Here is a 21339-nt window from a genome sequence, read left to right as displayed (position 1 = left end):
ATTGGTTTGGTAGTCAGTTTAACGATCCCGGCTGCCTCTGTCTCATCCAACCTCCGGATGTACCGTGGAGATGAACATTGCGTGATTTACTTGCCGAGCGCCTGGCTGGATATGCACCGCGCCAGCTGGCCCTGGATTATCCTGAGGCGGGCATACTGGTTCCGGTAACCGACGATCTGAAAAACCCAGAGATGATCTTTACGCTCAGGTCCGAGAATCTGAGCACCCATCGTGGGCAGGTCGCCTATCCCGGCGGCAAAAGGGATCCGGAAGACCCATCTCTGGCAGCAACGGCTTTACGTGAAACCCATGAAGAGATCGGATTGCCGCCGGATCAAGTACAAATAATTGCGCCGCTCAGTCAGGTGATGTCCCGTTATGGAATTCTCGTTACACCTTACGTTGGTGTGATTCCCGGAGATCATCCTCTGGAGCCAAACCCCCATGAAATCGAAAGTGTATTCCGCGTGCCTCTATCGTTTTTTCTGGAAGATAGACGGGAGCGCACAGATGCTCTGGATTTCCTGAACCATACGTTTTACGTACCCTGCTACCGTTGGGAGCGCTACGAGATCTGGGGCCTGTCGGCAGTGGTTCTGGTTGACTTCCTGAACGCTGTGTACGATGCCGGAATCGATCTGCTTGAACCGCCTGAAGGAGGCTGAGAATGTTTTACCAGTTGAATGACCGAACGCCTGAACTGGAAGGTGAGGGGCACTTTGTGGCCGAGAACGCGTCGGTGATAGGCCGGGTTCGGCTGATGGATAAGGCCAGCGTCTGGTTCAATGCGGTTCTACGTGGTGATAACGAGTGGATCACCATAGGGCCTGAAACAAATGTTCAGGACGGCTCGGTGCTGCATACAGACCCGGGTATGCCTCTTACTCTGGGTAAGGGTGTAACGGTTGGGCACAAGGTAATGCTCCATGGGTGCGAGATTGGTGATTACTCTTTAATTGGCATAAATGCTGTGGTTCTGAACGGAGCAAAGATTGGTAAGCACTGCCTGATTGGCGCCAATGCCCTCATTCCCGAAGGAATGGAGGTGCCGGACGGCTCCATGGTTGTCGGTTCGCCGGGCAAGATCAAGCGGGAGCTCAACGATAGCCAGAAGAAGATGCTCGAAATGAGTGAGCAGCATTATGTTCAGAATGCTGCTCGCTACGCCGATGAGCTCAAGCCCTGCGAGCCGAAAAAATGAGTGTTGCTGACAAGGTTCGCTCGCCCTGCGTGAGCATCTGTGCGCTTGATGAAAATGACATCTGTGTGGGGTGTCATCGGAGCGGGGATGAGATCACCCTCTGGAGCAGAATGGATGACGACGAACGGCGCGAGGTGCTCCGGAAAGTGGCGGAGCGCGAAAAAGGTTCCCTGATTCACGGCTAGCATAGGTGTTGGTAAATCATGACTGACTCAGTTCGAATTGGTACACCCCTGAAAGGCAACGCCTTCAGGGTTCTCTTTTGCGGATCCGGTGAGCTTGGAAAAGAAGTCGTCATCGAGTTGCAGCGCTATGGCGTCGAAGTGATCGCCGTGGACAGATACGCGGATGCGCCTGCCATGCAGGTGGCTCATCGGAGCCATGTTATCGACATGCTGGACGGCGTCAGCCTGCGCCGCGTTATTGAGCAGGAAAAGCCGAATCTGATTGTTCCCGAGATTGAAGCTATTGCCACGCCAGAGCTCGTCAAACTGGAAGAAGAGGGATATAACGTTATTCCAACGGCTCGAGCGGTAAACCTCACAATGAATCGTGAGGGAATTCGTCGGCTTGCGGCTGAAGAGCTGGGATTGCCAACCTCACCATACCGCTTTGCCGGTTCTCGGGAGGAATATTTAGCAGCTGTGAGGGAAATAGGGCTGCCACTGGTGGTAAAGCCGGTTATGAGCTCCTCCGGCAAAGGGCAAAGTACAGTCAAGACGGAGGGTGATATTGAGGCGGCGTGGGAATATGCCCAATCTGGTGGGCGCGCCGGTAAAGGAAGGGTAATCGTTGAAGGTTTCGTCGATTTCGATTACGAGATTACCCTGCTGACCCTAAAACACCGGGATGGGGTTTCGTTTTGTGAGCCCATAGGGCACAGGCAGGAAGACGGAGACTACCGGGAGTCTTGGCAGCCTCAGCCGATGGCGCCGCTGGCCTATGAGCGTTCGGCCGAAGTCGCCCGGTCTGTGGTCGAAAATCTTGGGGGGTATGGCATCTATGGTGTAGAGCTCTTCGTTAAAGGAGACAAAGTCTGGTTCTCTGAAGTTTCGCCACGTCCCCATGACACCGGGCTGGTAACCCTTGTATCTCAGGATCTCTCGGAGTTTGCTCTCCACGCGCGGGCAATCCTGGGTCTGCCGATCCCGACGATCCGTCAAAACGGACCGTCGGCTTCGGCGGTGATTCTTCCTGAGGGAGATTCGGCAGAGGTTTCTTACTCAGGGCTTGGGTCGGCGCTTTCTGAACCGGAGACCCAGTTACGCCTTTTCGGGAAGCCCGAGTTAAAAGGACGCCGTCGAATGGGTGTTGCGTTGGCGAAGGGCGTGTCGCTGGAAGACGCGCGGAAAAAAGCGCGCGGTGTTGCTGAATCAGTTATTGTTGAAGTATGAGTCTTTACTGAATTGCGGTCTTCTCGACATGGTCGGTTCAGGAGCGGTGACGATTTATGAAAAAAATTCAAAGCCAATCGTTGACACCTCCTGAGAGGTCTGTAAAATGCGCATCTCTTTCGAGGGGTAAGCCACTTAAGCGGCTCCAAATTCGGAAAGCAACTGTTTGAAAGTACTGAAGAAAATGAGTGTTAAAAATCTTCAGATTTACGGTTGACAAGGCAGCGGAACGATGTAGAATACGCGGCCTTGATTGAGCAACAGCTCAAACGCTCTTTAAAAAGTTGACCAAGTAATTCGTGTGGGCGCTGGCCGAGGTATTTCGGATACGAAATATCAGGACAGTGACTCGTCGAAATTGAGTTTTGTCTTGAGCAAGAATAGAGAATCTTCGGATTCTTGTATGATTTAAACTGAAGAGTTTGATCATGGCTCAGATTGAACGCTGGCGGCAGGCTTAACACATGCAAGTCGAGCGGTAACAGATCTAGCTTGCTAGATGCTGACGAGCGGCGGACGGGTGAGTAATGCATAGGAAACTGCCCAGTAGTGGGGGATAGCCCGGGGAAACCCGGATTAATACCGCGTACGCCCTTCGGGGGAAAGCAGGGGATCTTCGGACCTTGCGCTATTGGATGTGCCTATGTCGGATTAGCTAGTTGGTAGGGTAAAGGCCTACCAAGGCGACGATCCGTAGCTGGTCTGAGAGGATGATCAGCCACATCGGGACTGAGACACGGCCCGAACTCCTACGGGAGGCAGCAGTGGGGAATATTGGACAATGGGGGCAACCCTGATCCAGCCATGCCGCGTGTGTGAAGAAGGCTTTCGGGTTGTAAAGCACTTTCAGTGAGGAGGAAAAGTTGGTCACTAATATTGGCCAGCCTTGACGTTACTCACAGAAGAAGCACCGGCTAACTCCGTGCCAGCAGCCGCGGTAATACGGAGGGTGCAAGCGTTAATCGGAATTACTGGGCGTAAAGCGCGCGTAGGTGGTTTGATAAGCGAGATGTGAAAGCCCCGGGCTTAACCTGGGAACGGCATTTCGAACTGTCAGGCTAGAGTATGGTAGAGGAGTGTGGAATTTCCTGTGTAGCGGTGAAATGCGTAGATATAGGAAGGAACACCAGTGGCGAAGGCGGCACTCTGGACCAATACTGACACTGAGGTGCGAAAGCGTGGGGAGCAAACAGGATTAGATACCCTGGTAGTCCACGCCGTAAACGATGTCTACTAGCCGTTGGGACTCTTGAAGTCTTAGTGGCGCAGCTAACGCACTAAGTAGACCGCCTGGGGAGTACGGCCGCAAGGTTAAAACTCAAATGAATTGACGGGGGCCCGCACAAGCGGTGGAGCATGTGGTTTAATTCGACGCAACGCGAAGAACCTTACCTGGCCTTGACATGCAGAGAACTTTCCAGAGATGGATTGGTGCCTTCGGGAACTCTGACACAGGTGCTGCATGGCCGTCGTCAGCTCGTGTCGTGAGATGTTGGGTTAAGTCCCGTAACGAGCGCAACCCCTATCCCTAGTTGCTAGCAGTTCGGCTGAGAACTCTAGGGAGACTGCCGGTGACAAACCGGAGGAAGGTGGGGATGACGTCAGGTCATCATGGCCCTTACGGCCAGGGCTACACACGTGCTACAATGGTGCGCACAGAGGGCTGCAAACCCGCGAGGGGGAGCCAATCTCACAAAACGCATCGTAGTCCGGATCGCAGTCTGCAACTCGACTGCGTGAAGTCGGAATCGCTAGTAATCGTGAATCAGAATGTCACGGTGAATACGTTCCCGGGCCTTGTACACACCGCCCGTCACACCATGGGAGTGGATTGCACCAGAAGTGGTTAGTCTAACCTTCGGGAGGACGATCACCACGGTGTGGTTCATGACTGGGGTGAAGTCGTAACAAGGTAGCCGTAGGGGAACCTGCGGCTGGATCACCTCCTTAAACGAAGCCGAATGCTTCGGTCAGAGTCCACACGAATTACTTGGTTGGCTAATAAAGAGAGCAGATGGGTCTTTGCAGGCCCGTGTTTTGGGTCTGTAGCTCAGGTGGTTAGAGCGCACCCCTGATAAGGGTGAGGTCGGTGGTTCAAGTCCACCCAGACCCACCAGAATTACGTAGCTCGTCGTTGTGTCCGGACTTGCATAGCAGGCTATGTGGCGCCCGAACACGCCTAGATCTACGCAATTCTTGATAGCTTTATATTGGGGCTATAGCTCAGCTGGGAGAGCGCCTGCCTTGCACGCAGGAGGTCGGCAGTTCGATCCTGCCTAGCTCCACCAAACATTTTACTGACTAACTTAGGTTAGCAGTGTACAGAAACAAGCTTTTCAGTTGTGTGACTCGATTAAGAGTTATCGCTGAAGATCTTCTTTCTGATCACTGGGTCAGATTTGCTCTTTAACAAATTGGACGAGATAGAACACGATTGATGGATTCCATTATCTCCGGAATTCATTGATCAGAGTGATAACGATTTCAAGCGTTATCCGGTGTTGTCGTTGAAGTGGTTGTTCTATTGCTTCAAGTGGCTGTCTCGAAGAAAACGTTGCCATCAGGCTTGCCTGGTGAAGACGCGACTTCGTGATCAGTTGTCTTGGGGTTATATAGTCAAGCAACTAAGCGCATACGGTGGATGCCTTGGCAGTCAGAGGCGATGAAAGACGTGGAAGCCTGCGATAAGGTTCGGGGAGCTGGCAAACAAGCTGTGATCCGGGCATTTCTGAATGGGGAAACCCACCCGATTTCGGTCGGGTATCTTGCACTGAATACATAGGTGTAAGAGGCGAACCGGGGGAACTGAAACATCTAAGTACCCCGAGGAAAAGAAATCAACCGAGATTCCCTAAGTAGCGGCGAGCGAACGGGGATTAGCCCTTAAGCTAAACAACTGGTAGGAGAAGGCTCTGGAAAGTGCCGCCATAGTGGGTGATAGCCCCGTATCCGAAACCTGAGTTTGGTGAAATCGAGTAGGACGGGACACGTGATATCCTGTCTGAACATGGGGGGACCATCCTCCAAGGCTAAATACTCCTGACTGACCGATAGTGAACCAGTACCGTGAGGGAAAGGCGAAAAGAACCCCTGTGAGGGGAGTGAAATAGATCCTGAAACCGTATGCGTACAAGCAGTCGGAGCGGACTTGTTCCGTGACGGCGTACCTTTTGTATAATGGGTCAGCGACTTATGTTCAGTGGCGAGGTTAACCGTTTAGGGGAGCCGTAGGGAAACCGAGTCTGAATAGGGCGATTTAGTCGCTGGGCATAGACCCGAAACCGGGCGATCTATCCATGAGCAGGTTGAAGGTTGAGTAACATCAACTGGAGGACCGAACCCACTGTCGTTGAAAAGCCAGGGGATGACTTGTGGATCGGAGTGAAAGGCTAATCAAGCCCGGAGATAGCTGGTTCTCCCCGAAAGCTATTTAGGTAGCGCCTCGGACGAATACCACAGGGGGTAGAGCACTGTTTCGGCTAGGGGGTCATCCCGACTTACCAACCCGATGCAAACTCCGAATACCTGTGAGTACTATCCGGGAGACACACGGCGGGTGCTAACGTCCGTCGTGAAGAGGGAAACAACCCAGACCGCCAGCTAAGGTCCCCAAGTACCAGTTAAGTGGGAAACGATGTGGGAAGGCTCAGACAGCTAGGAGGTTGGCTTAGAAGCAGCCATCCTTTAAAGAAAGCGTAATAGCTCACTAGTCGAGTCGGCCTGCGCGGAAGATGTAACGGGGCTCAAACTGGTCACCGAAGCTGCGGCTGCATACTTTGTATGCGGGGTAGGGGAGCGTTCTGTAAGCCTGCGAAGGTGTGTTGAGAAGCATGCTGGAGGTATCAGAAGTGCGAATGCTGACATGAGTAACGACAATGGGAGTGAAAAACTCCCACGCCGGAAGACCAAGGGTTCCTGCGCAACGCTAATCGGCGCAGGGTGAGTCGGCCCCTAAGGCGAGACCGAAAGGTGTAGTCGATGGGAAACGGGTTAATATTCCCGTACCTTGGATAGCTGCGATGGAGAGACGGAGAAGGCTAGGTGAGCCGGGCGACGGTTGTCCCGGTTTAAGCGAGTAGGGAGTGGACTTAGGCAAATCCGGGTCCACAATCTCGAGACGCGACGACGACTGCTCTTAGAGCGGGAAGTCATTGATGCCATGCTTCCAGGAAAATCTTCTAAGCTTCAGGCTATTCGAGACCGTACCCCAAACCGACACAGGTGGTCAGGTAGAGAATACCAAGGCGCTTGAGAGAACTCGGGTAAAGGAACTAGGCAAAATGGTGCCGTAACTTCGGGAGAAGGCACGCTGGTGTTAGGTGATACCCCTGCGGGTGGAGCTGAAGCCAGTCGAAGATACCAGGCCCCTGCGACTGTTTATTAAAAACACAGCACTGTGCAAACACGAAAGTGGACGTATACGGTGTGACGCCTGCCCGGTGCCGGAAGGTTAATTGATGGGGTTAGCGCTTGCGCGAAGCTCTTGATCGAAGCCCCGGTAAACGGCGGCCGTAACTATAACGGTCCTAAGGTAGCGAAATTCCTTGTCGGGTAAGTTCCGACCTGCACGAATGGCGTAACGATGGGGGCGCTGTCTCTACCCGAGACTCAGTGAAATTGAAATCGCCGTGAAGATGCGGTGTATCCGCGGCTAGACGGAAAGACCCCGTGAACCTTTACTATAGCTTCACAGTGAACTTTGAGCATGTTTGTGTAGGATAGCTGGGAGGCTTTGAAGTGGGAACGCCAGTTCTCATGGAGCCAACCTTGAAATACCAGCCTGACATGTTTGAGGTTCTAACTTCGACCCCTTATCGGGGTTAAGGACACTGTGTGGTGGGTAGTTTGACTGGGGCGGTCTCCTCCCAAAGCGTAACGGAGGAGCACAAAGGTGGGCTAAGCATGGTCGGACATCATGCGGTTAGTGTAATGGCACAAGCCCGCTTAACTGCGAGACAGACACGTCGAGCAGGTACGAAAGTAGGTCATAGTGATCCGGTGGTTCTGTATGGAAGGGCCATCGCTCAACGGATAAAAGGTACTCCGGGGATAACAGGCTGATACCGCCCAAGAGTTCACATCGACGGCGGTGTTTGGCACCTCGATGTCGGCTCATCACATCCTGGGGCTGAAGCCGGTCCCAAGGGTATGGCTGTTCGCCATTTAAAGTGGTACGCGAGCTGGGTTTAGAACGTCGTGAGACAGTTCGGTCCCTATCTGCCGTGGACGTTGGAGATTTGAGGAAAGCTGCTCCTAGTACGAGAGGACCGGAGTGGACGAACCTCTGGTGTTCGGGTTGTCACGCCAGTGGCATTGCCCGGTAGCTATGTTCGGATAGGATAACCGCTGAAAGCATCTAAGCGGGAAGCCCCTTCCAAGATGAGATCTCCCTGGACCCTTGAGGTCCCTGAAGAGCCGTTCAAGACCAGGACGTTGATAGGTCGGGTGTGTAAGCGCTGCGAGGCGTTGAGCTAACCGATACTAATTGCTCGTGCGGCTTGACTATATAACACCCAAGACAATTGCGGATAACGCAGAGCCTAACCGCTCATACGAAATCAACATCACTCAGCTCCATCTCGTCCCCCAGTGATCAACCGTTTTGCCTGACGACCATAGCGGTCTGGAACCACCTGATCCCATCCCGAACTCAGACGTGAAACAGACCTGCGCCGATGGTAGTGTGGCGTTGCCCATGTGAGAGTAGGTCATCGTCAGGTTCCTAATTCCTAAACCCCAGCATCCTCGATGCTGGGGTTTTTTATTGCCTTCAGAAAAAAATCTGGATCAGGGCAGCCAGATCTCAAACACCCCACCACCGAGGCTTCCACCATTGTGGAGCTTTATCGACCCACTTCGCTTTCCCTCGCTGTGCAGTTTGGCGACGGAAGAGGCGAAGAATAGCCCGAGGCTGGTACTGCCACTCTTGAAATCAAGGGATTTGAAGTTGAGTGTTCCCGTGTGCTGCATGTTGTCGGGATATCCCATGCCATCGTCTTCAACACCAATCACCAGGTAACCGTCTCTCTCACCAGCGGTAAGCCGGATTCTGCTGCGGGTATAGCGTATGGCATTGTTGATGGTGTTGTTGAGCACGCCGGTCAACAAGTCCTCATCGAAAAAGCCGTTTATGTCCTCAGTGTCCACGGAAACATCAATGCCTAGTCCCTGCAGAAGAGGATTGTGTCTGGCCAGGTGTTCCGAGAGGAAATCTGGCACAAAGTGCTCCTCAATGTGCGCGGAGAGGTTGTTCTCGCCAAGTCGATAGATACCAAGGAGTTGCACCAAGTCGTTGTGCATCCGTTCGGCTTCGTACTGCAGGGTATTGAAGCGCGAAGATTCCCCGAGGCTTTCCTCGTGCTCGCTGCGAAGCTCGTCCAGGGAATTCAGGAGCATGCCAAGCGAGTTCTTCATATCATGAACGGCTGAGGCAAGCACCATGGAAAAATCGATATTCTGGTCTTTCATACCATCAGCCCCTTCAGTTTCCGTTGTAACGCGATATAGCGCCGATGTTGGCGGTGTTGCTCTGGCAGCCCTGCCAGGTGATCCAGGCATGACTGGCAGCGTTTGAGGAGCTCAGCGTCGCCGGGACTGTTGTCATGCTTCTTCATCAACACCTGAACCAGGTTAAGGTTCAGGGCGGCGTGGTCCGGGACAATGTCCAGAGCCTTTGAAAAGATATCCGCGGCTTCTTGCAGGTTCCCGGCTTCGAACGCTTTTATGCCATCCCGGTTGAGGGTTCGGGCTCTGATTTTCTGTCGGAACCCTACGGGCTCATCAAGGAGGCTTTCAATCTTCTGAAGTATGTCAGGCTCGTTGCTGAACCGCTCTGACATCTCCCGTAACAGCGCTTTGGCGTCGCTTTCATGTCCGAGTCGAAACAGAGTCTTGGCGTAATCAAGACCCGTTCCTGCATCCAGGGCTGTGGCATCGTCGAGTTCCGGTCTGATCCTTTCGAGGATTTCGCTCGCCTCTTTGTTCTGACCCTGTCCTGCACGAACCCGGCACTGGACGATCCGGCTCCGCAGGCTGATACCTTCCTCACCCTCGAATCGCTTTTCCATCGTCTTGAGAACCGTCAGTGCTTCCCTGGCTTTTTCTTTGCCCTCTTCTTCAAGATCCCCCTCGCTGAGGTCGGAAAGCGCCTGGCCCAAGGCGAGGTAGTGCTCTGAATTGTCGTGGATCGAGTGGGTGCCAAGCTCTACTGTGCGTTGCCAGGCCTCGGATGAGGTCTCGAGATCCTGATTGGAACCGGCCAGTTGTGCCAGATGCTTTTGCCGTAATAATGCATTGGGGGAATGCTCTATGGCTTTTTCCAGTACCTGCTGTGCCTGTGTCGGCCGGCCCTGCCGTTCGAACCCTTCTGCCAGAAGGTCATAGGCCTCCATGTAGTCCGGGTGGTTTGCAATAAGCTCTCGAAGTCCGTCTACCGCCTGGTCGAAGCTTCGGTTGGCGAGCAGTACTTTGCAGCGTCCGAGCTTTGCCCAGGACAATTCCCGTTGCGCAAGGACGTCATCGTAGGTTTTGAGCGCGTGCGCGAGGTCTCCGAGCTGGAAATACAGGTCGCCCAGGGTTTTCATCAACCAGGTCTTGTAGCGTGGTTGCCGGGGCAACATTTGGAGACAGAGCGAAATGGCTTCCGGGTAGTTTTCCCGGTCGATTTCCCGATTGATGGGTATGAGCGTGTTGCGCTGGCTGATCAGGGCGCCCAGACGTTTCTCAAGTACTGCCCGGTTGATGGGCTTGGTCAGATAGGCATCGGGCTGATACTCCCTCGCCCCCATGACCATTTCCTTGGAGGTCTCGGCCGTCACCATGAGGAACAGGGAGGAGCGCTTCAGTAATTTCTTGTACCGGAGGTCTTCGAGAATATGCTGACCATTCTTGCCCTCTCCCAGGTTGAAGTCGCACAACACGACATCCACGTGATTATAGGTACAGTGCTGGATAGCCTGACTGGCATTGAAAACCAGCTCGATAGTGTCGGCGCCACAACTGCGCAACATCTGGCGCATGGACAGCCGGAAATTTTCGAAGTCATCGATGACGAGATAGGTGAGCTTGCCGAAAGGATTAAAGTCCGGTTTGGTATCGGTCATGAGCGCTTCTGTTTGAGTAGCTTGTTAACCAGTGCCCTCAGTGCAGCCGGTTTCACCGGTTTGTAGAGGATCTGGTAGCCGCGGTTGATGGCGTCCTCCCGCACTGCAGGCGCCATATAACCGGTGATGAGTATGCCCGGGATGTCGGCATTAAGGGCGCCGCGAATACTGTCCATGGCATCGAGGCCGTTCTTGTTATCATCCAGCTGATAATCGGCAAGTATAATATCGGGCCGATTCCCTTCCAGTTTTTCCATGGCGTCTTCCAGACTTTCGGCGGCCGTCACGTCACATTTCCAGTTCCCAAGCAATGCGACCATGCCTTGCAGGATAGCAGGGTCGTTATCGATACACAGGAAATGCAGGCCACCGAGGTTTGATACCCTGCGTGAGCCCGATGCGGGCTTGGCGGCGGCGGTCTCGTTCTGTTCTGGGGCCGCTGTTGGCACTGTGATACCGAAGACGCTGCCTCGGCCCTGGACGGAATGGACGCTCACCGGGTGGTTCAGCATGCCGCTGATACGGTCAACGATCGCGAGACCGAGCCCCAGGCCCTTTTTGTCCCGGCCATGCTGAAACCGACGAAATTCCTCGAAAATGTGTGCCAACTGGTCCTCGGGTATCCCGGGACCGGTATCCCACACTTCTATACGGATATAGCCTTTAAGACGCCGGCACCCGAGCAGAATCTTGCCTTCCGGTGTGTAGCGTATGGCGTTGGACAGGAAATTCTGGACCACACGACGCAGCAACTTGGAATCAGAGCGGATCCAGACCGTGCTGGGCACAACGTGCAGCTCCAGGTTCTGGTCCTTGGCGATTGCCGAAAAGTCGGTTGCCAGGTGGCGCATGATGTCGTTCACGGGAAAGACCCCGATATCCGGCTCCAACGCACCCGCGTCCAGCTTTGAAATATCCAGCAGGGTGCTGATTATCTCCTCGGCAGCCCCGAGAGAGCTGTCGATGTGGTCGACCAGATCTTTCATTTCACCGTCATCGGCTTTGCCAGCGAGGGCAGAGGTGAACAGCCGCGCTGCGTTCAGCGGCTGCAGGAGGTCATGGCTGGCCGAGGCGAGGAAGCGTGTCTTGCTCTGGTTTGCCTGCTCGGCCACGGATTTGGCCTTCAGCATCTGCTCATTGATGACCTGAAGCTCCTGGGTGCGTTCCTTGACCCGCTGCTCAAGATAGATGTTGGTCTCCTTGAGGGCCTGCTCGGTTCTGCGCATGGCCGTGATGTCCTGGAACGTGGTGACATAGCCGCCACCGGGTATCGGGCTGCCATCGATGCGTAACACGGTACCGTCCGGTCTCTGGCGCTCGTAGGACATCGGCCGGCCTTCCCGCATGCTGGTGCAGCGATCAACGACGATCTCATCAATCCGGCGGGCTGATAGATTGGCATTGGTGAGGTTATAGCGCATCAGATCTTCAACAGGCCGACCCACCCTGACGAAACCCTTGGGATAGGTGAACAGCTCCAGATACCGGTGGTTCCAGACCACCAGTTGCTGCTGGTGGTTAACCACAGACACGCCCAGGCTGATATTTTCAATCGCCGACTGCAGCAACTCCCGGCTGAACGTCATGGCCTGGGACGCTTCGTCGACGATGCTGACCACATCCTCGATTTGCATGTCCCGGCCGGTGAGGGTGGATTCGAGCACCACCCTGGCGGTGGAGGCGCCGATGACCGAGGCTAGCTGGCGCTCGATGTATTTCATCAGATGCGCCGATGCCGGGCGGTGTGGGTGCAAACGGATTGCGTTGCGGCGTTCGTAATTCCGGAAAATGGTTTCCGAGCGTTCTTCACCCATGAACCGGTCGGTTAGCGCCTGCAGGTCGGATGTCAGAATTTCGCCCTGCCAGCTCTGGTGCTGGGCCGTTTCCGCTTTGGGCTGCGGATCGTGGAAGAAGGAGGCTATCTGGATCTTCTCGCGGACACGTTGACGGGTCAGCATCGAAAGTACGATGTACACCAGCGTGTTGATGCCGAGGCTCCAGATAATGCCGTGACTGGTCTGGTCCAGCTCGGACCCGAACAGGGCAGTGGGGCGTGTCCAGTTCAGTCCCCAGATTCCCTGCTCAATCAGGGTATCAGAGACCCAGCCGGTGGTGGCCAGTGCCGGCAGTAGCAGAGTGTAACACCACATCAGGAAACCAATGCCAAGGCCCCAGACGGCGCCCATGTAATTGCCCCGGCGCCAGATAATGCCGCCTACCAGCGCCGGCCCGAACTGCGCCGCTGCCGCAAATGAGAGCAGGCCGAAGGCCGTCAGGCTATAGTCTTCGCCGGCCATCCGATAAAAACCATAGGCGGTGAGCAGCACCACAAAGATAGCGACCCGGCGGATGCTCAGTAGCAGGTAGCTGAGGTCCGTGCGCCGGTTCATGCCCGGTCGGAAAAACTTCAGCAAGGCCGGCATGATAATCTCGTTACTGACCATGGTGGCAATCGCCACGGAGCACACGATTACCATGGCTGCTGCCGCTGACCCGCCACCGAGGAACGCCAGTATGGCCAGCCATTCCTCGCCCGCCATGATCGGCAGTTGCAGTATCAGGATGTCAGGATTTCCAGCAGAGGCCTCGGGCGACAGCAGGCCGGCAGCGGCAATAGGAAGCACAAAGGCACTGGCCACGATCAGGTAGATCGGCATGGCCCAGCGGGCAATTTCGAAATCCCGATGATCGGTATTTTCAACCACCATGACATGAAATTGCCGGGGCAGGCAGATGATGGCGAGCATGGCAATAAGTGTCTGGGTAATAAACGCCGGCGCTTCGATACCATCGGTGGTCAGGGTGCCGATCAGGTCGGCGTCCCGGGCCCTATCAAACAGGTCGCCAAACCCGCCGTAAAGCCCGTAGCCAACGAACAGCCCTACGGCGACGAAAGCCACGAGCTTGATCAGTGACTCGAAGGCCACGGCCTGGATCATGCCCCGATGATGCTCGGTGGATTCCAGGTGTCGGGTACCGAACAGAACGGTGAATACAGCCAGGGCAAGGGTGATGTACCACGCGGAATCACTCCAGGCCGCCGTGCTCAGCTCTTCATAGCCTGTTCCGGTAGCCGAGAGCACGTTGAAGCCCATCGCAATGGCTTTAAGTTGCAGCGCAATGTAGGGAACGCTGCCGATCAGGGCAAAGGTCGCAATCATTGCGGCTAGAAGCTGGGATTTGCCGTACCGGGAGGCAATGAAGTCGGCAATGGAGGTACTGTTATTGCGCTTGCTGATATAGATGATCCGGCGCAGCAAGGGCGCACCGAACACGAAGACCAGCAAGGGCCCGAGGTAGATGGGTAGAAACCCCAGCCCCTCCTGGGTCGCGCGTCCAACGGCGCCGTAGAAAGTCCAGGAGGTGAAGTAGACTGCCAGAGAGAGTGCGTATATGTGCGTGCGCGCCAGGCGTCTGCGATATAACCCGGGGTGTTTGTCGCCGGCCCAGGCGATCACGAACAGGATGGAGATGTAGGTGATGGAAATGAGGACCAGCAGCCAGGCACTAATCATGGTTACGCGTTCCCGACAGTATCAGCAGGTTGGTGCATCACGCTAACGAGGTGTCACTCGGCGCAGACGGTTTCATACAGGGGATCTCCCGGCTCGAGCAGTTTAAGGTTATCCACGCGCGGGCTTCCGTCCGATCCCAGAGGTACCAGTTCCCGGGTCGCACAGTTAATGATGTGAACGCGATGAGAAACTGCGTCCGTCATTTTCTGCTCGAAGCGATAGAGGGTAAACCGGACGATGTCCTCGCTGCTGGTATCACGGCTGATGCTTTTGGTGTCAACCGTGGAGAATGCGGTGACGTAGGGGAGCACGAAGGTCCATGGCCGCCACAGGATGCCGTCGGATTCAGTGCTCACAACCACCGCTTCGTCCGGCAGGCGAGCTTCTTTCTGGTCGAACCAGGTGTATTCCATGTAAATGAGATAGCCGAGCATGCCTGCGCCGGCGAAAACCGGGATGATCCACTTGGGGGCTTTATTTTGGGTGGCGGCGCGAATACCGAGAGCGATACCGGCGGCGCCAAGGCCGCAAACGACAGTAGCGACAAATGTCCAGAACATATAATGAATTCCTCAAAAAAGAACGGGCTCCCTCATTGAGGAAGCCCGTTCAGTATCAACCTGTCAGTTCATTGAACGAATCAGGCTGAGATGTTGCTTAGTGGTCTGTAGCCTGACCGGCACCACGTGGGTAACGGACGCTTTCAACCAGCTCCTGAATCTCAACGGGCGGTTCTTCAGTTGCGTTGGATACAATGAAGGCTACCGCAAAGTTGACGATTGCACCAACCGCGCCGATGGACAGCGGGGAGATACCCAGCACCCAGTTTTCCGGGGTGTCTGCGAGGTTATTGGTGCCCGGAATGAACAGCCAGCCCTTGTACACGAAGATGTACGCCAGGGTGAAGGCCAGACCGGTCAACATGCCGGCGATTGCGCCCTTGTTGTTCACACGCTTGGAGAAGATACCCATCATCAGCGCCGGGAACAGGGATGCAGCGGCGATGCCGAATGCCAATGCAACAACCTGCGCGGCGAAGCCGGGAGGATTCGCGCCAAGCCACGTGGCAACAACGATGGCCACAGCCATGGATATCCGGGCTGCCAGCAGCTCACCTTTCTCCGAGATAGCCGGATTGATGGAGCCTTTGATCAAGTCGTGACTGACCGCCGAAGAGATCGCTAGCAACAGACCGGCCGCCGTGGACAGTGCTGCTGCGAGACCACCCGCTGCGATCAGACCGATGACCCAGCCTGGCAGGTTGGCGATTTCCGGGTTGGCCAGTACCAGGATATCCCGGTTTACGACCAGCTCGTTGCCGTTCCAGCCGCGGGCTTCAGCCGTGGGCGCGAACGCTTCGCTGTCGTTGTAAAGCTGAATACGACCGTCTTCGTTCTTGTCGGTGAACTGGATAAGACCAGTTACTTCCCACTCCTTGATCCAGTTTGGACGCTCATCGTATTGGATCGGCTCCGCTGTGGTGCCGTCCGGGTAGATGGTGGTCATCAGGTTCAAGCGAGCCATGGAAGCAACAGCCGGCGCAGTCAGGTACAGCAGGGCGATGAATACCAGCGCCCAGCCTGCGGACCAGCGTGCGTCAGCCACCTTGGGTACGGTGAAGAAGCGGATGATAACGTGTGGCAGGCCCGCAGTACCGATCATCAGCGACAGGGTAAACAGAACCATGTTCAGTTTGTTGTCGATATCGGCGGTGTACTCATTGAAGCCGAGGTCGGTGATAACCTGGTTCAGCTTGCTGAGGATCGGCATGCCGGAATCCACGTGAGTCGAGAACAGACCCAGACCTGGAATCGGATTCCCGGTCAGCTGCAGGGAAATGAACACCGCAGGAATGGTGTAGGCAATGATCAGTACGCAGTACTGGGCTACCTGGGTGTAGGTGATACCCTTCATGCCACCCATAACTGCGTAGATGAAGACCACGACAGCCGCGATCATGAGGCCGACAGTGGAATCAACTTCCAGGAAGCGGGAGAAGGCAACACCGGCACCAGCCATCTGACCGATAACATAGGTTACAGACGCTACGATCAGGCAGATAACTGCCACCAGGCGGGCATTCTTGCTGTAGAAACGGTCGCCGATAAACTCGGGAACCGTAAACTTGCCGAACTTCCGCAGGTACGGAGCCAGCAGCATGGCCAGCAGAACGTAACCGCCAGTCCAGCCCATGAGGAAGGTGGAGTTGGCGTAGCCACCGGCAGCAATCAGTCCTGCCATGGAGATAAACGATGCCGCGGACATCCAGTCGGCGCCGATTGCAGCGCCGTTGGTGATCGGATGAACACCGCCGCCGGCAACGTAGAAGTCACTCGTGCTTCCGGCCTTGGCCCAGATAGCGATTGCGATGTAGAGGAGGAATGAGCCCCCTACAAACATGATGTTAATGGCAAATTGGCTCATTCGTTCTTACTCCTCGTGCACGCCGAATTTTTCATCGATCTTGTTCATGCGCCACGCGTAGTGGAAGATCAGAGCGATGAACGTAAGGATGGAACCTTGTTGGGCAAACCAGAAGCCCAGATCAGTACCACCAATCGGAATACCCGCAAGCATCGGACGGAGCAGAATTGCAAAGCCGTAAGATACGAGGGCCCAGACTATCAGGCTCCCGAATATCAGGCGCAGATTCGCCTTCCAGTATGCTTCAGCATCGTAGCTATGACCTGCTGACATAGGATCACTCCTGTTTTGTTGTTGTGGAGGTTGGGTGGGTTTTTGGTGAGGCACTTCGATTAGAGAATTTATTATTCATATAAGTACTTCTCCGACTAGTTGTCCCTAATGACTTTACTGGTCAAGCGATTTATAGATATTGGCAAAAGGTCTAATTCTCAGTAATTTGGCGTGACGTCGATCTATTAATGATACGTTCCGCCTGGCATCGATTCAGAAACGATGCATGTTTTGAAGGCGCCGGTGGTAATGGAGCTTGTCGTAAAGCCCTTTCAGTGTTTTTACCCCTTCCGACCGCGCCTTGTTGAGGGCGACCAGGGTCAGTTCGGCCGTCGCGAGGGCATCGGAAGCCGCGTGGTGACGTTCGCTGACCTCAAGGCCGAAATAATCGGCCCAGTTGTCGAGTCCTTTGCCACCGGTTTTGGTGTTGGGGAAAAACGCAGGCATCAGGTCTGCCACGTCCATCCAGGTGTGAGGCTGGGTGTAGCCAAGCTGCGCTTTCAGGGTCTTTTCCAGGAATTTCTGATCGAACGCCGAGTGGTAGGCCAGGACCGGGTCGCCGTTCATCCATTCCAGAAGATAAAGCAGTGCGTCCTCGATTTCGTGGCCCTGGGTCAGTGCCTCGGGACCGATCCCGTGGATGAGCACGGTTTCCCGGATGTCCAGTTCCGGTCGTCTCAGGATCAGATCGAACTGGTCGCCCAGGTGGATAATGCCGCCGCGGATGGCGACGGCCCCGATAGCGATGACCTCGTCCTTGGAGGGGTTCAGTCCCGTTGTTTCCAGATCCAGCACGATCAGGCGGCAGTCCGTAAGCAGCTGCTCTCCCGGCGTTTTCGGATTGGGCAGATTGCCAGGATCGTGACTACCGATTTTTCCGCCCCGGCGATGCTCAATCCATTGTTTGATCTGTTCCAGCATGTCTCGCGCCTGAAGGTCAGAGTTGGTAGGTAACTTCGAGTTTCTGTTGCAACCGCTGCGCCTGCCTGAAGGATTCCCGCAGGATTCGACGGTCGAGTGGGTTCAGATCGTCGGGATCGATGTAGTTGGTGAGCTCCTCTCCCTTCGCCAGCATTTCCTGGTGGGCTCGCATCCGGATCGCCTGGATCAGGCTATAACCCTCCTTCCAGGCGTTGGCGTCTTTAGGATCAAAGACGCCTTTTTTCGCCAGCTCATCCATGCGCTCGAGCGTGTTCGCTGTCTCAACGCCATTCGCCAGGGCGAAAACCCGCACCGCCTCAACAAACGGAGCCAGGCCCTGACGCTTGAGGTCCAGTGAGTGCTTGTTGCCCTCGGATATAAAGCGGAAATTGCGGAACATGGTGAGCGGCGGCTTCCGTTGGAACGCATTACCGGCAAGCATTTTCTGGAACAGTGCGTTTTTCCGGATTCGCGTGAGGATCTTGTCGAGGAGGTCGTTCAACGGCTCTGTCGGACCGTAGATGGCTCTCATATCAAGAAAAATTGAAGAATACACCAGGTTCTGGGGCGTGGAGGCGTCAATGAACCGGATAAACCAGTCGTCCCATTCCTTGTCGCTCAGGCAAAGCTTTGGGTTACTGGCCATGATGTTGCCCTTGCACAGGGTAAAGCCGCACTCGGCCAGTTCGTCGTTTACCTTTCGTGCAAAGGGCAACAGCTTTTCGCGGACCTGGTCGGCGGTCATCCCTTCCGGCGTCTGGAACAGTATGCCGTTGTCCTGGTCGGTCAGCAGGGTCTGCTCCTGGCGGCCCTCGCTGCCAAACGTCAGCCAGGTGAAGGGAATGCCCGGATCGTTCTTCTTGATGTTCAGTTCCAGGACCCGCCGGACGGTTACATCATTGAGCGTGGTGATGATCTTGACCACCTGCCCGGAGTCCGCGCCGTGGGCGAGCATCGCATCCACCAGACGTGATACGTCCGTTCGCAGGCTGACAAGGGTGCGCAGATGGGTGGCCGTGCCAATGGTGCGGGCAAGATTCACCAGATCCACGCGCTGCAGGGAGAACAGGTCTCGTTCCGAAACCACACCAATCAATTTATGGTCATCGTCGATGACGCAAAGATGCGCAAAATGATGCTCCGCCATCAACATGGCGGCTTCGAACGCATCCGCGTGGGAAGGAAGACAGCAGGGATTCTTGGTCATTACCTGCTGTATCGGTGTATCCAGGGGGCCGGCGCCCTCGGCGATCATGGTGCGAAGGTCCCGCAGTGTGAAAATGCCGGTCGGGATACGGTTTTCATCGGTAACAATAATGCTGCCGACGTTGTTCTCGTGCATGCGGGCCACGGCTTTACGCACTGGCAGATCGGGTGAGCATACGATCGGATTGCGCAGGGCATAGCGTTCAAGTGGCGTATCGAGGGACGTGCTGGACCCTATTGAGGCCATGGCACTTGACTGTATGCGCCGGTTTACCTGATCGAGCAGGCTGCTGACGCCCCGCAGGCAAAAATCCCGGAACGGTTCGCTTTCAGCAAAGAGTGTAACGAACGCCGTCTGCCCGATGCTGAGGCAGAAGGTGTCACCGTCTGCCCGATGCAGGGTTCTGGTGGGCCGCTCGCCGATCATGGCGGCGAGGGGAAAGCACTCGCCTTGGCTGATTTCGAAGGTCGTTTCCGTACGGTCTTCCTTGTCGTTGTGGCGCTCGCCACGAATCCGCCCCTGTTTGACCACGTAGAATCGTTTAACGACATCCTGATCCGGAGACAACACGACATCGCCATCGGCGTAGAACTGGATGGAGGCGTTCTCTGCGAAATGCGCAAGATGGGCGTCATCCATGCTGGAGAAAGGCGCGTGTTCCCGCAAAAACGTCATGATGGCGCGGATGTTCTGCGGGCGGTCATTTTCTTGGTGCGCTGAGGCCATGTCCGTTGTCACTCGCTGGTTATTATTGTCTGTTTGAAGTGTAGTGCAGCCAGGGCATCTGTTGCCCTACGATTTTGGTCGCAATAAGTCTGACATAGATCAGTTTTCTTTAAGGCCGGTTACCCGGGTGGTAAAGTCGGAATCTGAAACAGGTCATTAATTGTAACGCCATGACTACCAAAGAAGAGCGCCTCAGCTTCCTTGAGGAAATGAAAGACGTCCGGCGTATCCGCAAGCCCAACCGGGCCGAGGTTACAACGCACCGTGAACTGACGCCAGGTCACCTGGAGCGCCAGAGGGCGGCTGTTGAAAAGCCGGTGCGGGATACCAACCCCCTGACCTCCGACATGGTAGAGCCGCTCACCGCCCACGATGTGCTGAGCTGGCAGCGGCCAGGCATCCAGCACGGCGTATTTCGCAAGCTGAGATTGGGCCAGTATCCGATCGAGGCACGCCTCGATCTGCACCGGATGACAGTTGAGCAGTCCCGGCGCGAAGTCTTCAGGTTCATCGGCGATTGCGTGCGCTATGGCCTGCGTTCGGTCATCATTCTTCATGGCAAGGGCGAGCGTAATCCTGATGGTATCGCGCAGTTGAAAAGCTACCTCGCCAAATGGCTGCCCGAGCTGGACGATGTCCTGGCCTTTCATTCGGCCCAGAAACACCATGGTGGTACGGGGGCTGTTTATGTCATGGTGCGAAAGAGTGACCGGGATAAGCAGCATAATCGTGAACTCCACGGCAGCCGTTAGGGCTGCCATTCCCAGGTATTCCTTAACAAGAGCCGCTGCGGCGGCTGAACGGAGATTATCGTCGTGAAAAAAGCTGTATTGGTTGTATTCGCCGTACTGGCACTGGCGGGTTGTAAGGATCGAGTTATCTGGAACGACAACGGCAAGGTTGAAGAGGCCACAACGGACCGGGAGGTCTGGGACTCGAACGGCAAGATGGAGTCCGGCGAACGCAAGATCTGGGTTAACAAGGATGGCGAAGAAGTCGTTAGATAGGACCCTGGTATCTGCCGCAGGGGCAGCCACAATAAGGAATCCGGAAATAATGCCGGAGACAGGTAAAGGAGAGGGTTGGGATGGCCGTGAGCCTGACAGTCAATGGCGACGAGCGCTCGCTGAACATTGAAGGGGATACGCCGCTTCTGTGGGTGTTGCGTGATGAGTTGGGGCTCAAGGGCACCAAATTCGGTTGCGGCGCGGGTCTGTGTGGCGCCTGTACGGTGCACCTGAATGGTCAGCCTGTGCGATCCTGCTCTACACCCGTTGAAATGGCCGCGGGTGGCGATGTGGTTACGATTGAAGGTCTGAGGGAGGGGGTTCGTCTTCATGCCCTACAGGAAGCCTGGATCGAGCACGGCGTTCCGCAGTGCGGCTACTGTCAGTCTGGCCAGATCATGAGTGCCGCCCACTTGTTGGCCAATAGTGCGGCTCCCTCGCGAGATGAGATTGTTGCAGCCATGACAGGCAATCTGTGTCGATGCGGAACCTACTCCCGGATTATTGCAGCCGTGGAATCGGTGGCTGGGGCTGAGTCGTCAAACGGTTCTCAGGGAGGGGAAGCGTGA

General features: G+C 55.4%; 15 protein-coding genes, 2 tRNA genes and 3 rRNA genes. 12 read left to right on the top strand and 8 right to left on the bottom strand.

Annotated elements, in window-relative coordinates; translation table 11 throughout:
• Positions 1–77: 77 nt before the first annotated feature.
• The 9 genes from CFT65_RS14370 (at position 78) to rrf (ending at position 8315) form a co-directional block, all read left to right on the top strand.
• Positions 78–665 carry an NUDIX hydrolase gene (locus CFT65_RS14370; RefSeq protein WP_014576689.1) on the top strand — a complete coding sequence of 196 codons (588 nt, stop codon included), beginning with the start codon at positions 78–80 and terminating at the stop codon, positions 663–665.
• A 2-nt stretch (positions 666–667) separates the two neighbouring features.
• Complete coding sequence (locus CFT65_RS14365; protein ID WP_088828776.1) at positions 668–1201, top strand: gamma carbonic anhydrase family protein; 534 nt, start codon at positions 668–670, stop codon at positions 1199–1201.
• Positions 1198–1386 (top strand): DUF1289 domain-containing protein, encoded by a 189-nt coding sequence (locus CFT65_RS14360; RefSeq protein ID WP_088828775.1) that lies wholly within the window; start codon positions 1198–1200, stop codon positions 1384–1386. Before CFT65_RS14365 ends, CFT65_RS14360 begins: the two co-directional genes overlap by 4 nt.
• An 18-nt stretch (positions 1387–1404) precedes the next feature.
• On the top strand, positions 1405–2595 hold the full coding sequence (gene purT / locus CFT65_RS14355; RefSeq protein WP_088828774.1) for a formate-dependent phosphoribosylglycinamide formyltransferase: 1191 nt from the start codon (positions 1405–1407) through the stop codon (positions 2593–2595).
• A gap of 410 nt (positions 2596–3005) precedes the next feature.
• A 16S ribosomal RNA gene (locus CFT65_RS14350) occupies positions 3006–4545 on the top strand.
• An 89-nt stretch (positions 4546–4634) separates the two neighbouring features.
• A tRNA-Ile gene (locus tag CFT65_RS14345) sits at positions 4635–4711 on the top strand.
• A gap of 96 nt (positions 4712–4807) precedes the next feature.
• Positions 4808–4883: transfer RNA gene (locus tag CFT65_RS14340), tRNA-Ala, on the top strand.
• Between the two features lie 326 nt (positions 4884–5209).
• Positions 5210–8101: ribosomal RNA gene (locus CFT65_RS14335) — 23S ribosomal RNA — on the top strand.
• Between the two features lie 99 nt (positions 8102–8200).
• A 5S ribosomal RNA gene (rrf, locus tag CFT65_RS14330) occupies positions 8201–8315 on the top strand.
• Together the 16S, 23S and 5S rRNA genes with 2 tRNA genes alongside form the textbook arrangement of a ribosomal RNA operon.
• A 67-nt stretch (positions 8316–8382) precedes the next feature.
• Here the strand turns inward: rrf and CFT65_RS14325 are convergent.
• The 8 genes from CFT65_RS14325 to CFT65_RS14290 form a co-directional block, all read right to left on the bottom strand.
• Positions 8383–9063, bottom strand: a complete 681-nt coding sequence (locus tag CFT65_RS14325) for a sensor histidine kinase (protein WP_088828773.1) — start codon at positions 9061–9063, stop codon at positions 8383–8385.
• Positions 9060–10697: a tetratricopeptide repeat protein gene (locus CFT65_RS14320; RefSeq protein ID WP_088828772.1), complete on the bottom strand. Its 1638-nt coding sequence runs from the start codon at positions 10695–10697 to the stop codon at positions 9060–9062. The genes CFT65_RS14325 and CFT65_RS14320 overlap by 4 nt, the downstream gene beginning before the upstream one ends.
• Positions 10694–14212, bottom strand: coding sequence for a PAS domain-containing hybrid sensor histidine kinase/response regulator (locus tag CFT65_RS14315; RefSeq protein WP_088828771.1), 3519 nt, complete (start codon positions 14210–14212; stop codon positions 10694–10696). Before CFT65_RS14315 ends, CFT65_RS14320 begins: the two co-directional genes overlap by 4 nt.
• Before the next feature lie 53 nt (positions 14213–14265).
• On the bottom strand, positions 14266–14772 hold the full coding sequence (locus CFT65_RS14310; protein ID WP_088828770.1) for a hypothetical protein: 507 nt from the start codon (positions 14770–14772) through the stop codon (positions 14266–14268).
• Positions 14773–14869: 97 nt separating this feature from the next.
• Positions 14870–16636 carry a sodium:solute symporter family protein gene (locus CFT65_RS14305; protein ID WP_088828769.1) on the bottom strand — a complete coding sequence of 589 codons (1767 nt, stop codon included), beginning with the start codon at positions 16634–16636 and terminating at the stop codon, positions 14870–14872.
• 6 nt (positions 16637–16642) lie between these two features.
• Positions 16643–16909, bottom strand: coding sequence for a DUF4212 domain-containing protein (locus CFT65_RS14300; RefSeq protein WP_008172923.1), 267 nt, complete (start codon positions 16907–16909; stop codon positions 16643–16645).
• 213 nt (positions 16910–17122) lie between these two features.
• Positions 17123–17830: a PolC-type DNA polymerase III gene (locus CFT65_RS14295; protein WP_088828768.1), complete on the bottom strand. Its 708-nt coding sequence runs from the start codon at positions 17828–17830 to the stop codon at positions 17123–17125.
• A gap of 16 nt (positions 17831–17846) precedes the next feature.
• Positions 17847–19763, bottom strand: a complete 1917-nt coding sequence (locus CFT65_RS14290; protein ID WP_088828767.1) for a putative nucleotidyltransferase substrate binding domain-containing protein — start codon at positions 19761–19763, stop codon at positions 17847–17849.
• A 170-nt stretch (positions 19764–19933) separates the two neighbouring features.
• Here CFT65_RS14290 and smrA point away from each other — a divergent pair, with 170 nt between their 5' ends.
• The 3 genes from smrA to CFT65_RS14275 all read left to right on the top strand — a co-directional run bounded on the left by smrA (position 19934) and on the right by CFT65_RS14275 (position 21339).
• Complete coding sequence (gene smrA, locus CFT65_RS14285) at positions 19934–20515, top strand: DNA endonuclease SmrA (RefSeq protein WP_088828766.1); 582 nt, start codon at positions 19934–19936, stop codon at positions 20513–20515.
• A 63-nt stretch (positions 20516–20578) separates the two neighbouring features.
• A complete protein-coding gene (locus tag CFT65_RS14280; protein ID WP_008172919.1) occupies positions 20579–20770 on the top strand; it encodes a membrane lipoprotein lipid attachment site-containing protein in 192 nt (63 codons plus the stop codon).
• Between the two features lie 80 nt (positions 20771–20850).
• Entirely contained in the window at positions 20851–21339 is a 489-nt protein-coding gene (locus tag CFT65_RS14275; RefSeq protein WP_088828765.1) for a (2Fe-2S)-binding protein, read from the top strand.

Source organism: Marinobacter sp. es.048 (genome assembly GCF_900188435.1).
Taxonomy (GTDB): Bacteria; Pseudomonadota; Gammaproteobacteria; order Pseudomonadales; family Oleiphilaceae; genus Marinobacter.
This window is presented reverse-complemented; position numbering and strand designations above follow the sequence as displayed.